This is a genomic window from Prauserella flavalba, assembly GCF_003202235.1.
GTDB lineage: Bacteria > Actinomycetota > Actinomycetes > Mycobacteriales > Pseudonocardiaceae > Prauserella_A > Prauserella_A flavalba.
In genome coordinates this window covers 81,125-93,841 of record NZ_MASU01000012.1, presented here as the reverse complement: position 1 = coordinate 93,841, position 12,717 = coordinate 81,125, and the positions used below count along the sequence as shown (strand labels likewise).

At 69.3% G+C, this 12,717-nt stretch carries 14 protein-coding genes and 2 pseudogenes; 4 read left to right on the top strand and 12 right to left on the bottom strand.

The window, feature by feature from the left end; genetic code table 11:
• Nucleotides 1-68 precede the first annotated feature (68 nt).
• From BA062_RS41415 to trxA, 6 genes and pseudogenes are all read right to left on the bottom strand, one after another.
• Nucleotides 69-314 (bottom strand): hypothetical protein, encoded by a 246-nt coding sequence (locus BA062_RS41415; protein ID WP_377392759.1) that lies wholly within the window; start codon nucleotides 312-314, stop codon nucleotides 69-71.
• A 113-nt stretch (nucleotides 315-427) separates the two neighbouring features.
• Nucleotides 428-817: pseudogene (locus BA062_RS41410) on the bottom strand (phytanoyl-CoA dioxygenase family protein); the annotation flags it as partial.
• 16 nt (nucleotides 818-833) lie between these two features.
• Complete coding sequence (locus BA062_RS26035) at nucleotides 834-2,216, bottom strand: MBL fold metallo-hydrolase (RefSeq protein WP_110341206.1); 1,383 nt, start codon at nucleotides 2,214-2,216, stop codon at nucleotides 834-836.
• A 29-nt stretch (nucleotides 2,217-2,245) separates the two neighbouring features.
• Entirely contained in the window at nucleotides 2,246-2,569 is a 324-nt protein-coding gene (locus BA062_RS26030; protein WP_342768961.1) for a rhodanese-like domain-containing protein, read from the bottom strand.
• A gap of 97 nt (nucleotides 2,570-2,666) precedes the next feature.
• On the bottom strand, nucleotides 2,667-3,251 hold the full coding sequence (locus tag BA062_RS26025) for a class I SAM-dependent methyltransferase (protein ID WP_110341202.1): 585 nt from the start codon (nucleotides 3,249-3,251) through the stop codon (nucleotides 2,667-2,669).
• Nucleotides 3,252-3,304: 53 nt separating this feature from the next.
• Nucleotides 3,305-3,667, bottom strand: coding sequence for a thioredoxin (trxA, locus tag BA062_RS26020; RefSeq protein ID WP_110341200.1), 363 nt, complete (start codon nucleotides 3,665-3,667; stop codon nucleotides 3,305-3,307).
• Nucleotides 3,668-3,792: 125 nt separating this feature from the next.
• On the opposite strand from trxA, the gene BA062_RS26015 reads away from it, so the two are divergent.
• The 3 genes and pseudogenes from BA062_RS26015 to BA062_RS41405 form a co-directional block, all read left to right on the top strand.
• On the top strand, nucleotides 3,793-4,527 hold the full coding sequence (locus BA062_RS26015; protein WP_110341198.1) for a PIG-L deacetylase family protein: 735 nt from the start codon (nucleotides 3,793-3,795) through the stop codon (nucleotides 4,525-4,527).
• Nucleotides 4,528-4,904: 377 nt separating this feature from the next.
• Complete coding sequence (locus tag BA062_RS26010) at nucleotides 4,905-5,183, top strand: SHOCT domain-containing protein (RefSeq protein WP_245960016.1); 279 nt, start codon at nucleotides 4,905-4,907, stop codon at nucleotides 5,181-5,183.
• Nucleotides 5,184-5,221: 38 nt separating this feature from the next.
• Nucleotides 5,222-5,515, top strand: a pseudogene (locus BA062_RS41405) (hypothetical protein); the annotation flags it as partial.
• On the opposite strand, the gene BA062_RS41400 reads toward BA062_RS41405, so the two are convergent.
• The 6 genes from BA062_RS41400 to BA062_RS25975 all read right to left on the bottom strand — a co-directional run bounded on the left by BA062_RS41400 (nucleotide 5,436) and on the right by BA062_RS25975 (nucleotide 9,801).
• Nucleotides 5,436-5,921: an MBL fold metallo-hydrolase gene (locus tag BA062_RS41400; RefSeq protein ID WP_377392679.1), complete on the bottom strand. Its 486-nt coding sequence runs from the start codon at nucleotides 5,919-5,921 to the stop codon at nucleotides 5,436-5,438. The pseudogene BA062_RS41405 and the gene BA062_RS41400 sit on opposite strands and share 80 nt — an antisense overlap.
• 20 nt (nucleotides 5,922-5,941) lie before the next feature.
• A complete protein-coding gene (locus BA062_RS25995; RefSeq protein WP_110341192.1) occupies nucleotides 5,942-6,403 on the bottom strand; it encodes a YgaP family membrane protein in 462 nt (153 codons plus the stop codon).
• Nucleotides 6,404-6,846: 443 nt separating this feature from the next.
• On the bottom strand, nucleotides 6,847-7,248 hold the full coding sequence (locus tag BA062_RS25990; protein WP_110341190.1) for a DUF302 domain-containing protein: 402 nt from the start codon (nucleotides 7,246-7,248) through the stop codon (nucleotides 6,847-6,849).
• 28 nt (nucleotides 7,249-7,276) lie between these two features.
• Entirely contained in the window at nucleotides 7,277-8,671 is a 1,395-nt protein-coding gene (locus BA062_RS25985; RefSeq protein WP_110341188.1) for an MBL fold metallo-hydrolase, read from the bottom strand.
• Between the two features lie 2 nt (nucleotides 8,672-8,673).
• Entirely contained in the window at nucleotides 8,674-8,991 is a 318-nt protein-coding gene (locus BA062_RS25980; protein ID WP_110341186.1) for a rhodanese-like domain-containing protein, read from the bottom strand.
• Nucleotides 8,992-9,018: 27 nt separating this feature from the next.
• A complete protein-coding gene (locus BA062_RS25975) occupies nucleotides 9,019-9,801 on the bottom strand; it encodes a sulfite exporter TauE/SafE family protein (protein ID WP_110341184.1) in 783 nt (260 codons plus the stop codon).
• A 638-nt stretch (nucleotides 9,802-10,439) separates the two neighbouring features.
• On the opposite strand from BA062_RS25975, the gene BA062_RS25970 reads away from it, so the two are divergent.
• Nucleotides 10,440-12,602: an MMPL family transporter gene (locus BA062_RS25970; RefSeq protein ID WP_110341182.1), complete on the top strand. Its 2,163-nt coding sequence runs from the start codon at nucleotides 10,440-10,442 to the stop codon at nucleotides 12,600-12,602.
• Nucleotides 12,603-12,717 lie beyond the last annotated feature (115 nt).

The window sequence follows — 12,717 nt, the reverse complement described above, 5'->3', positions numbered from 1 at the left end:
ACAGCGGGTTTTTGGACAGGCAGCTGCGATTTGTGTCTGTTTCGTTATGTACGGTCAGTCATCGCAGCTCACCGCTCACCGTGCTCCGGCTGGGCGTCATCAGGTGCCGGCTCGTCGGGGTGTTCGAGGGTAGCGGTGGTCCGGGAGGGGATTGCCGGGTCGCAGGCCGAGCGTGTCATGGCCGGGCAGCGGCGGTAGGTGGCGTCCGGGTCGGTGAAGGCGACCAGGAAGGACAGCCGAGCTTCGTCGCTGGTGTTGGCGCCGACATAGTGCGCCGTGCGGCCCTGGTGGAGCGTGGCGTCGCCAGCCCGCAGCGGGACGGTGACGCGCGGGCTCCAGCGCAGCTCGGGCCAGCGGTGAACAGGTAGTTGTCCGGGTCGGCGGTGTGCTCGGACAACTCCACCCGGTCCGGGCCGCCGCAGCGGTGCGAGCCGGGCAGGAAGGTCAGGCAGCCGCGTGCGGCGGGCACGTCGACCAGCGCGATCCAGGCGTTGAAGATCAGGCGCGAGTCCAAAAGGGCGAAGGTCAGGTCGTCGTGCCAGCCGGTGGGCGCGCTGTGTCCGGGCTCCTTGCGCAGCACGTCGCCACCGCACACGCGCAAGGGGATGCCGGCCAGGTGTTCGGCGAGCGTGCCGATGCGGGGGTGCAGCGCGAGTTCGCGCAGGGTGGGGTGGTGTTCCCAGGCGTCGGTGGTGGCCGTGATTCGGGTGCCGAACTCCTCGTCGGTGTGGCTCTGCGCGGCGAGGGCCTCCTCGGCCGCGGTCCGGAAGCGGGCTACCTCGGCGGCGGTGAGCAGGTTCGGCAGGTGGGTGAACCCGCGCTCGCGGAAGTAGTTAGCGCGTCACCGTGTTGTGCTGGGCGGGTGCGCTGATGGGTGCCCCGGTTGCGGTCGCCTGGTCGATGTCGTCGTCGATCACTACGACATGGCGGCCGGCGGCGGCCAGGATCGACGCGGCGATGGAGGCGCGGTAGCCGGAGCGGCAGTGCACCCACACCTCGCCACGGGGCACGTCGTTGAGCCGGTCCAGCAGGTCGTGCAGCGGGATGTGCACGGCGCCGTCCAGGTGACCGGAGGCCCATTCCTGGTTGCGGCGCACATCGAGGACCACGACCGGGCGGTGGTGGAGCACTGTGGCCAGGTCGGCGAAATCCGCGACCGCCAACGACTCCAGGGGCGTGTCGCCGGACCACTCGTGCGGGTCTCCGGTGGCCGCGGCTTCGATGCGGTCGAGGCCGATACGCACCAGTTCGCGCTGCGCCTCGGCGACCTGCTCGGCGGTGTCTCCCAAGAGTGTCAACGGGGTTCCCCAGGGGATCAGCCAGCCGAGGTAGGTGACGAAGTTGCCGTCGGCTCCGAAGTTGAGCGTGCCGGGGACGTGCCCGGCCGCGAACGCGGTCCGGGTGCGCAGGTCCACCACCCATTCGCCGGACTCGATGCGCCGGCGCAGCTCGGGAGCTTCGGCCTGCTCCGGCGGGGACAGGTCTGGCGCCTGCGGTCCGGCGGTGTTGAGCGGCATCATGTGCGCGTAGTAGGCGGGATAGTCGTCCAGGCCCTGCAGCAGGGCGTGGACATAGTCCTGCTCATCCTGGGTCAGGACGGGGTTGGCCTGCTTCTCCTGGCCGATCGTGGATCGCTCGCCCTGTGCCTGTGTGGCGGAGCAGAAGCTGCCGAACCCGTGCGTGGGGTAAATTTCCGCGTCGTCGGGCAGTTCGGCGGCCAGCCTGCGTGCCGAGGCGTACTGGGCGTGCGCCAGTTCTTCGGTGTGCACGGCTCCCAGCAGATCCGGTCGACCGGTCGAGCCGTAGAGCAGCGAACCACCGGTGAACACCGCCGGCGGTCGGCCGGGGGTTTCCAGCACGTAGGACAGGTGTGTGAAGGTATGGCCCGGGGTGGCCAGGGCCCGCACCCGCATCACCGGGCCGATCTGTACCTCGTCCCCGTCGGTGATGGGCTGGCGATCGAAGGACACGGTGTCGGCCGCGTTCACGTGGTAGGCGGCCCCGGTGGCCTGCGCCAGCGCCAGTCCTCCGGTCACGTAGTCATTGTGGATGTGCGTTTCGAAGACGTCGGTGACCCGCACGCCTCGTTGCCGGACGATCGTGAGGAATCGGTCGATGTCGCGCTGCGGGTCGACCACGAACGCCACCTCACCATCGGTGACCAGATAGCTCCGGTCGCCCAGCGTCGGCGTGTCGAGTGCGATGATCTCTACCATCCTGCTACTCCCTTCTCGCAGGTTTCAGCTCAGGCGGTGTCTTCTCGTGGGCCCCGCACGACGGGATGTCCCGCTTGGATCCACGCGCCGGTACCGCCGGCCACGGAGTACGCGTCCACCCCGGCACGGGTCAGCCAGGAGGTGGCGGTATCGCTGCGATTGCCCGAGGCGCAGACCACGTAGATCGGTCGGTCCTTCGGGATTTCGACGACCCGCTCCTGCAGCCTGTGCAGCGGTATCAGTCGCGCTCCCGGAACGTGCCCGGCCTCGTATTCACCGGGCTCTCGGACATCTACGACGACCGCGCCGGCAGCACGCGCCCGAGCCAACTCTTGAATATCAACTTCTCGCATCATCGATCTCCAAAATACCCAGCGGGGTATATTTTCGCTGCATCTGTTATCCACGACCTCGCCGACTGGTCGTGCTGTGGTTGCGGGCGAACGCGTGTCAGGTGCGCGTTGCGCGGACCAGGGTGTCGATGGCCTCACCCTGCTGTAGTGGTCGGCGAAGCCGCTCAGCCCGCTCGATGCGCAAGGCGGGCAGTGCTGCGACGATCCCCTCGGGTGTGTAGAGCACGTCGGGGTCGGGCGGCCCGCCCACGCCCGCGGTGAGGTTGGTCAAGTCGTGGCCGATCACCAGCAGGGTGCCCTTGGTGGCCACGGCCGAGGCGGCCCGGTCGAGCACGCGGGGGAGCTCGGCCGAGGGCAGGTGCAGGTAGGCCACGAGCACCAGAGCGAACGCCGACGGTTCGGGCTGGTAGTCGCGCACGTCGGCCAGCGTCCAGTCGACCCGGACGTCCCGCGCGTGCGCGAGCCGGCGCGCCTTGTCCAGCCCGACGGTCGAGAAGTCGACCCCGCTGACCGTCCAGCCTTGTTCGGCCAGCCAGACGGCGTTGCGGCCCTCTCCTGTTCCCAGGTCCAGCGCCCGCCCGGGTGTCAACCCGGTGGTCTGCTCGACGACGAACCGGTTCGGCTCGGTGGTCCATTCGAACTCGGCCCCGGTGTAGCGCCGGTCCCATGCTGTGCTGTCCAACGAAGACTCCCCTCCGGGTGTCGGTGCCCGCACTGAAGATCGGGATCAGATCCTCATTGCCGCTGTTCGGCGAGCTCTTGCCGAACCTGGTCCATGTCGACCTCGCGGGCCTTGGCGATCAGCTCCTCGAGCGCACTCTCCGGGAGCGCACCGGGCTGCGCGTACAGCACCACGCCATCACGAGCGATCATCAACGTCGGGATCGACGAGATGCCGAACCTCGCCGCCAGTTCCGGTTGCGCCTCGGTATCCACCTTGCCGAACCTGACATCCTCGTGACGCTCGGACGCACGCTCGAACACCGGCGCGAACATGCGGCAGGGTCCGCACCACGCCGCCCAGAAGTCGACCAGCACAATACCGTCCCCGCCTATCCTGTCGTTGAAGTTGTCGGTCGTCAGCTCGATGGTCGCCATCATGCACCTCCTAGTCTTTGATACCCCCTCGGGTATCGTAACGGGCTTGTGGCGGTTGGCATTCCCGGCTCATCGCACGCGCCGCTCCGCTGGCGGCCATATACCCCTCGGGGTACAAAGGTGGTATGGGAGAGGATACGCAGGCGACAACCAGGGCGGGGCAGGTCCGTGCCCTGCTGGACGAGCCGGGCGCCGTGCTGGCGGTGGTGGCGCACCCGGATGACGAGTCGTTCGGACTTGGGGCGGTGCTCGACCGCCTGGCCGCTGCGGGCACACCGGTGACGGTGCTGTGTTTCACGCGCGGTGAGGCCTCCACCCTGGGCGGAGAGCAGGCCGATCTGGGCGCGGTGCGGGCCAAGGAGTTGGACACGGCAGCCACCGTGCTGGGTGTCACGCGCACCGTCCTGCTCGACTACCCCGACGGAGACCTGGCCCACGTCTCCTTGGACGAGCTCGCCGGTCATGTCGAGTCGCTGGCCGCCGAGGTGAGACCGACCTACCTGCTGGCGTTCGACCCCGACGGCGTGACATCCCATCCCGACCACATGCGGGCCACCGAGGCTGCCCTGGCCGTCGCCGATCGTTCGGTTCTGCCCGTCGTCGGCTGGACCTTACCGGCCCAGGTCGCCGACCAGCTCAACGCAGAGTTCGGCACCGCTCTGGTCGGCTCGCGGCCCGACGTGGTGGATCTGACCCTGCCCGTCTCCCGCAAACGCCAGCGGGAGGCCATCGCCTGCCACCGCAGCCAATCCACCGACAACCCGCTGCTGCACCGGCGCCTGGACCTGCTCGGTGACACCGAACACCTCCGCCTGCTCCGCCCACAGCTCCTGCCCCCGCCTGCCCACGAACGATCCTGACCAGGGTCTCCGAGCCGCGTGTGGAAGGCACGCTGTACGCCGAAGATGCCTCCCTATCCGTCCCGATTCGCTGTGGCGCTCCGCTGCCGAGAAGCTGGTCGAGCTCGGGCACGGTGACCATGGCCTGGGGGCGAGACCTCCTGACCAGGTTTCTGGTTGTCGCCGGCGGCAGGGACGACGACGTTGGGCGGCAGCGGCATTCGCCCGCGCCGACGCGCAGCTGTTCGGGACCGGGGTCAACCGTCGCACAGCGCGGCAACGCTACCGCCTGGATGCGTGAGGCACAGCGAACGCGGGTAGGCAGTACCCCACGGGAAATGACAGTGGCGGGATGCTTGGTCACCTACCACACATCTGGAGGAGGAGCGACAGACATCGTGTCCGACTGGGTGAACAATGGGCCGCCCGGGATGGGCTGGGGTTGGCTCGGCATGCTGATCGGCTTCGTGGTTTTCCTGCTCGTGCTCGGCGGTCTCGTTGTCGGCATCGTCTACCTCGTCCGCGCGCTGTGGAAACCGAACGGTGGCACGCGCAGCGGACCCGGTGAGCGGGACCGTGCCGTGGGAATCCTCGACGAGCGCTATGCCCGCGGTGAGATCGGCCGTGACGAGTACGAGGAACGGCGACGAACGCTGCGTGGCCAAGGCCCACCGTAAGTTGCCCGACGAGGAGGAGGCTTGACGATGGCAAGTACATTGATCCTGGGAGGGGATTCGGCGGCCCCGCCGCCGCCCACGAGCTGCGGGCGCGGCTGCCCGAACACCAGGTGACCGTGGTCGCCGCCGACGACCATCTCTACAACGGGTTCGCCAAGACGTGGGACCTTGTGGGCACCCGGCCACTCCACCAGGGCACCGTCGGCCGGTCGGCCCTGCAACGGCACGGGATCCGCTTCGTTCATACACGCATCACCTCGATCGACCCTGCCCAACGTCGGGTCGAGACCGAGGCGGGTCGGTTGAGCGCCGATTCCCTTGTGGTCGCGCTGGGCGCGAAAACACCGCCCGATCAAGCCGCGCAACTGCGCGGATCGGCTGCACGACCTCTACAGCGCCGAGGGGTTGCCGGCGAAGCGGAGCGTGTGCGGTCGCCAGGTGTGCGGGAGCAGCCGCGGCACCGTGCGGATTGCGGCGCGCCGGGGTGCGAGCCCGAGCGTCTCGATGGCCTCGTCGGGGTGGGTGAGCACACAGGCGCCATGCGCCTGCAGGTGGGCGGCACCCCCGACGTGATCGGCGTGCGTGGGTGAGTAGCACGGCGACCACGTCCTGCGGTCGCCTGCCGAGGTCGTGAAACGCGGCAACGAGGAGCGGCACGTGGGCCGGCAGGCCGGTGTCGATGACGACGAGGGCCTCACCGTCGTCAACGATCCAGGCGTTAACGTATCCATCGGTCACCCGGTGCACACATCGGTCTTTCAGCGCGGCGGTCGTCGGGAGACCGACCGGGCCCGCCCCGCCAGCGCCACGGGCTCCTCTTCCGAAGCCGGTGGGTCGCCGAAGTCTCCGCGCAACAGCTTCAGCGCGTAGCGCTCGGCGTCGATCTCTGCCCGAGTCCGAGCGCCCAGTCGGCGAAAGACCGCGATCGGCGGGCACCAGCCCTGTAGCCTGTGCTGCAGGAGGAACGCCGTGACGATGCCCGCCAGCCAGAGCCAGCGCCGGTGGTGTGCCGCGGCGAGGAGAGTGCCAGCCAGGCCGAGGGTTGCGGCGCTGACCTCGAGGGCCCGCTCGACATCGGTCTCCTGCTCGAGCTTGCCGATGCGAGCTGTGATCGCCTCCTGGCCGTCGGCTGAGGTGAGGCGCTCGGCGTAGTGCCGGATGCGGGCGCTCAATTCCTGGTCGAGCTCGACCTGGACGGCCGTCGCCGTGTGCTCGCGCACCCGGTCCGTCCGCGTGCGGCGTGCAGGTCGATCAGCCCGGTCGCGTTCATCGGTGCTCCGTTCGTCGGCTGGCGGTTACCCCGGTACCTGGCCCGGCATGCGGAGGTCGCCGAGTCGATTCCTCGGCTTCAGCGCGCCGCGGGCGGCGGTGCCCACCGTCAATCAACCGCCTACGACGTGGCGGCCATCGTGCTGACAGCCGCCGCCACGCTGCTCGACTGGGAGCTCATCGCGCCCATCGAGCACTATGTACCGAGCTGCCGCGCCGAACGGCGCCGACTGACAGCTGACACGGCACTCGCGAAGCAAGCCCGATCACAGCAGAAGTACTGGCCAGAGCCAGAACCAGCTCCAGATTGAAGCGGCTTTCATGATTATTTCTCCGGTTGCCCAATCGAGCCGCTTCGCCGTCCTGTGCGGAGGGTCCATGTTCCGACGCACCGTCAGCGGTTGGGCGGGGTCAACGCCTGGAGTGCGGCCTGGATGCGTTGCCCGGCTTCGTCGGTGATGGGTTGGAGCTGGTCGAGCTCGGGGACGGTGACCATGACCTGGGGATCGAGGGCCTGGACCAGTGTCTGGTTGTCCCCAGTGGCGCGGACCACGACGTTGCACGGCAGGAGCAGCCCGATCTGGCGGTCGATGTCGAGGGCGCGGTGCGCGAGTTGGGGGTTGCAGGCGCCGAGGATGATGTAGGGCTCCATGTCGGCGTCGAGTTTGTTGTGCAGGGTGGCCTGGACGTCGATTTCGGTCAGCGTGCCGAAGCCCTGTGCTTGGAACGCGTCCTTGACCCGGGACACGGCCTGCTCGTAAGGCAGATCCAGGGTGATCGTACGGGCGTACTCCATTGCGATTCCTCCAACAGTGGGTGTGGTGTCAGGTGGTGGGGTAGCCGGCGCGGTGCCAGGCGGTCATCCCGCCGGCGACGTTGATGACGGGAAGGCCGCGTTCGCGGGCGAGCAGGCTGGTGGCCACGGAGGAGCGGTAGCCGCTGCCGCAGGTGACGGCGATCGGTTTGTCCGCGGGTACCTCGTCGAGCCGGTCGGGTAGTTCGGCGCCGGTGATGAACGTGGCGCCTTCGGTGTGGCCGGCGGCCCACTCGGCGGGCTGGCGCACGTCGAGCAGGGTGACCTCGCCCTGGTCGAGTCTGCGTTTCAGCTCGTGGACGGTGATCTGTGGGGTGAGTTCGACCGGTCGTGCGGAGGTGCGCCAGGCGCTCATGCCGCCGGCCAGCCAGCCCGTCGGCATCGGGTAGCCGATGCGCAGCAGCTGCCAGATCGCCTCCCACAGGTCGCTGGACCGGTCGAGCACGAGCAGTATCTCGGCCTCGGCGGGGAGTACGGTGCCAGCCCAGGTGGCGAAGGCCGAGCCGAGGCCGACGTTGAGTGCGCCGGGGATGTGGCCGCCGCCGAAGGCTTCCGCGGACCGGGTGTCCAGCACGATGGCGCCGCGGTTGATGGCGGCGGCGACGTCGTCGGCTGGCAGCGCGGGGGGCTCGGTGAGTACGCCGAGGGGGTCGACGCCGGCCATGTTCTGGGTGCGCATGCGCCGCCAGTACGGGGGCACCGCGGGCAGGTTGTCCAGCCGCAGGCACTGCCGCACGAACTCGTCCTTCTCGGAGACCTCGGCCAGGATGGCGTTTGCGCGCTTCTCGTAGCCCACTGTGGTGGACAGCCGGGACCCGATGTTGCCGCCGCACAGTGACCCGGCCACGTGGGTGGGGAACACCTCGACGTGGTCGGGCAGCGTGAGCAGCTTGGTCTGGATCGTGTCGCAGAAGACCTCGGCGTGGCGGCGGGCCTGCTCCTCGCCGCCGAGCAGATCGGGGCGGGCCAGGTCACCAACCAGGAGCGCCCCGCCGGAGAGCAGCAACGCCGGGCTGTCGGCGCTGGCGGAGCGGTCATAGACCAGCAGGCTGATGTGCTCGGGGGTGTGCCCGGGGGTGTGCATCACCTCGATGCCGACATCGCCGAACTCGATCTGCTCGCCGTCGGCGAGCGGCCGGTGCGGATAGCTCAGCTCGCCCGCGGCCGAGCCCCACACCTGCGGCGAATGCGGCGAGTCTGCCAGCTCGCCCAACCCGGACAGGTAGTCGTTGTGCCCGTGCGAGTCACAGGCGTAGGTGATCCGGAAGCCCTGGTCGCGGGCCGCCTGCCGGTAGATGTCGACATCGCGGCGGGGGTCGAACACCAGCGCCTGACCAGTCTTCTCGTCCCCGACGAGGTAGGAGGCGTGTCCGAGACTGTTGAGGTAGAACTGCTGGAACCACATGGTCACGCCACCTTTCCCGGCTTGCCTTCGGGCGTGGTGAAGGGCAGGCCGGCCTGCTGCCACGCCTGCATCCCGCCCTCGGCGTTCTCCGCCGCGTAGCCCTGTTGCCGCAGGAACTCGGCCGCCTGCCCGCTGCGATGACCGCTCCGGCAGACAGTCACCACCGGCTGTGTGCGGTCGAGCTCGGCGAGCCGGCTGGGCACCTCGGCCATCGGGATGTGCCGGGCGCCCTCGATGCGGCCGGCATGCCACTCCTCGGGCTCGCGCACATCCACCAGCTGTATGTCGTTTCGTCGCCGGTAGAGCTCGTCGACCTGCATCCTGTACTCCTTTCTTCCCGTGTTTTCTCATCCCAGGGCGGACGGGTTGATCAGGGCCTGAACCGCGACGAACACCGCGACCGCGATCACCACGTAGGCGAACCAGCGGCGCAACCGGTCGGCATTCAGGCGACCGGCGAGCCTGCCCGCGGCCATGGAGGTCACGAGAGCGGCGATCGTGAACGACCCGACCACGCGATAGTCGAGTTCGGCCACGGCGTCCAGGTGCGCCGCCAGCCCGGCGATCGAGTTGATCGTCACGACGACCAGGGAGGTGCCCACTGCGACCGGCATGTCCAGCCCGAGCATCAGCACCAAGGCCGGCACCACCAGGAACCCGCCCCCGACCCCGAACAGGCCGGTCAGAAACCCGACGACCGCACCCACGCCCAACGCACGAGGCAGACACGCCCGCCAGTTCACCCGTCCACCGGCCACCGTGCACGCCCCCCGCTGCTCGGCCTGGCCGACCAGCATCCGCGCCGCTGCGGCCACCATCACCACCGCAAACGCCAGCAGCAACACCTGTTCCGTCACCAACTGCCCCACGGCCGCCCCACCGAAGGCCGCCCCCGCACCCGCCGCGCCGAACACTGCGGCGATCGGCCACCGCACCACGCCCTGGCGCAGCCGCGGGATGACCCCGCCCAGCGCCGACAGCCCCACCACCACCAACGACGCCGGGATCGCCTGGCGCACCGGCTCACCCACGCCGTAGACGAGGGCGGGCACCGCCAGAATCGACCCCCCGGCGCCGAGCAATCCCAGGGCCACGCCGATCAGGAGCCCGAAACCCGCCGCGAGGATCATTCAGGTTTCCCGGCGAGGGGAGCACCGGCTCCATCGGTTCCGGTGGCCGACTGCATCCAGACCCTCCCTTCGTTGGGCGACTACCCGGCAGGGTATCCCGCCAAACCCAGTTCGCCCGCTGCCGCGACCCGCACTCCCGCCATCGCCGCCTTGCAGCGTGGGCAGGTGTGTGGACAGCAGCGGCAGACGTTCCCGGCCGTCGTCAGGACTACCCTACCCCGTAGGGTATAGTGGCCGCGATGATCGTCCGAGGGGATGTCCACGTGCAGCAGAACCGGCAGGTTCCTCGCCTGCGTTGCGGCCAGGCAGGGTGGACTCGCGCCGGGCTTCCCGTCGTGAGCGGGCAGGTGTGGAGCGAGCGAGCGGCGCAGCGACCACGCGCCACAAGCCCGTCACATCGGACTCGGTCAACTCGCCACGGACCCGAGCCGGCCTGCCCGGCCGGTCGGTCACCTTCTGCGCTGAGGTGCGCGCTCCGTCACCGTGGCCAGAGCTCTCAGCACAGCAGACGGTTTTCAGGCGCCCGCGGTGGCACCTCAGGCCGCCTCGCCTGATCCAGCGAGTCCGTCGCCCCGACCCGGAGCGGCGGTCGTCGCACGCCCGAGCAAACAGCCCTACCAAAATGTGGAGGAAACCGGATGACCGGCGTAACCCGTACCGACAGCCACCCGCCCGATACCGCGACACGCTCTGTCCAACGAAGCGGCCCGCTGGGCAGGCTGGGGACGCGCATGGCCGCCCGCGCGTGGTGGGTGGTCGCGGCCTGGGTGCTGGTCGTCGGCGCGCTGGGTTCGTTCGCTCCGACGGTGTTCACGTCGCTGGCCGGCGCCGGGTGGCAGGCCAACGGATCCGAGTCCGTGCAGGTCCGCGAACTCGCCCAGCAGCACTTCGGCGGCAACGCGTCCTCGGCCATCCAGGTCGTCGTGCAGTCCGACAACACTGCGATCAGCGACCCGGCCGTGCAACGAGTCCTCGACCAGGCCACCGACGTGCTCACCCAGGACAGTCGGATCGGGCAGGTCGTGCCGCCACAACCGGGGATGACGATCAGCCCGGACGGTCGCACCGGCATCCTGCTCGCCGGGGCCAACGCCGACACCAACGATATGGTCCGCGCGGTCGACGACCTCAAGGCCGACCTGACCGGGCTGTCCACCTCTACGGTGCACGTGTATCCCACCGGGGCATCCGCGTTGTGGAGCGACTTCAACAAGGCCAACCACGACGCCATGATCCAGGCCGAAATGGTGTCGTGGCCGGTCACCCTGGCGATCATGGTGCTCGCCTTCGGCTCGCTCGTGGCCGCGGGGCTCCCGTTGCTGCTGACCCTGGCCGGGCTCGGTGCCTCCGCCGGTGCGCTGGTGCTGCTCAACGAGGTCACCCCGATCTCGGTGTGGGCGATGAACTTCGCGATGATGTTCGCCCTCGCCCTGGGCATTGACTACGCGCTCTTCCTCGTCGTCCGTTTCCGCGACGCGCTGCGCAAGCTGGGCGATCCGCGCGCCGCGGTGGCCGAAACGATGGACACCGCCGGTAAGGCGGTCCTGTTGTCCGGCATCACCGTGCTGGTCAGCCTCTCCGCCGTGCTGCTCGTGCCCGCGCCGGCGGTGCGGACCATGGCGGTGGGCATCATGCTCGCCGTCGTCTTCGTGCTCGCCGCCACCCTCACCCTGCTCCCGGCCGTGCTGGGCAAGCTCGGCGCTCGGGTCAACGCGCTCGCCCTGCCCTGGGCCAAGCGCGCCGAGGCCTGCTCGCCACGGTTCACACGATGGGGCGAGTTGCTGAGCCGCAAGCCATGGCCGTTCGCCATCGGCGCGGTGCTGGTGCTGGTGGCCCTGTCCCTGCCGGTGTTCGGGCTCAAGGTCGCGATGCCCTCCATCCAGGTTGTTCCGGAGGATGCCCCGGTCCGGCAAGGCTATGAGGCCGTTCAGGACGGTTTCGGCGAGGGCGCTCCCGGCATGCTGCAGATCGTCACCCCCGCCGCTGACGCTCAGGCCACCGCCGCCCAGGCCAAGGGCACCGACGGGATCGCGATGGTCACCCCACCGCAGCCCACTTCCGACGGCTCCGACTACGCCCTGCTGCAGGCCATGCCCACCGTCGACCCGTCCTCGCCGCAGCTGGCCGATACCCTCGACCGGCTGCGCGACACCCTGCCCAGCGGTGCGCTCGTCGGCGGCGCGCCGGCGGAGAACCTGGACCTGCAAGACGCCCTGAACGACTATCTGCCGCTGGTCGTCGGTGTGATCCTGGCGCTCGGGTTCGTCCTGCTCCTGGTCGCTCTGCAAGCCCCCGTCATCGCGCTGCTGGGCACCATCGTCAGCCTGCTCTCAACCGGAGCCGCGTTCGGCGTGGCGAAACTGATCTTCCAGGACGGCCACCTCTCCGGGCTGCTCGGCTTCACCCCCCAAGGGTTCCTCGACGGCTGGGGGCCGGTGTTCTTCTTCGCGATGATCTTCGCTATCGCCATGGACTACACCGTGTTCCTCCTCGCCACTGCCAAGGAACACTACGAGCTCACCGGCGAACCCCGGCGAGCCAAGGTCGACGGCCTGGCCCACTGCGGACGCGTCATCTTTGCGGCCGCAGCCGTCATGGTCGCCGTGTTCTTCACCTTCGCCCTCGCCAACCCGCTGCCCCCCAAGGAGATGGGCATCATCCTCGGCATCGCGGTCCTGCTCGACGCCGCACTCATCCGGCTCGTGCTGCTGCCCGTACTGCTCCGGCTCACTGGGCACGGAGCCTGGTGGTCACCCCGCTGGCTGCGCAAGATGCTGCCCACCATCCGCTTCTCCCACTGACCCGCCCGAGGGGTGGCCGCGGGGCACCGGCGTCTCGACCACCCCTCGGCCCCGGACCGCACAGGCGGGTGATCAGGGCGACGAGATGAACCGAACCACTCCCGGCGCCAGCGTT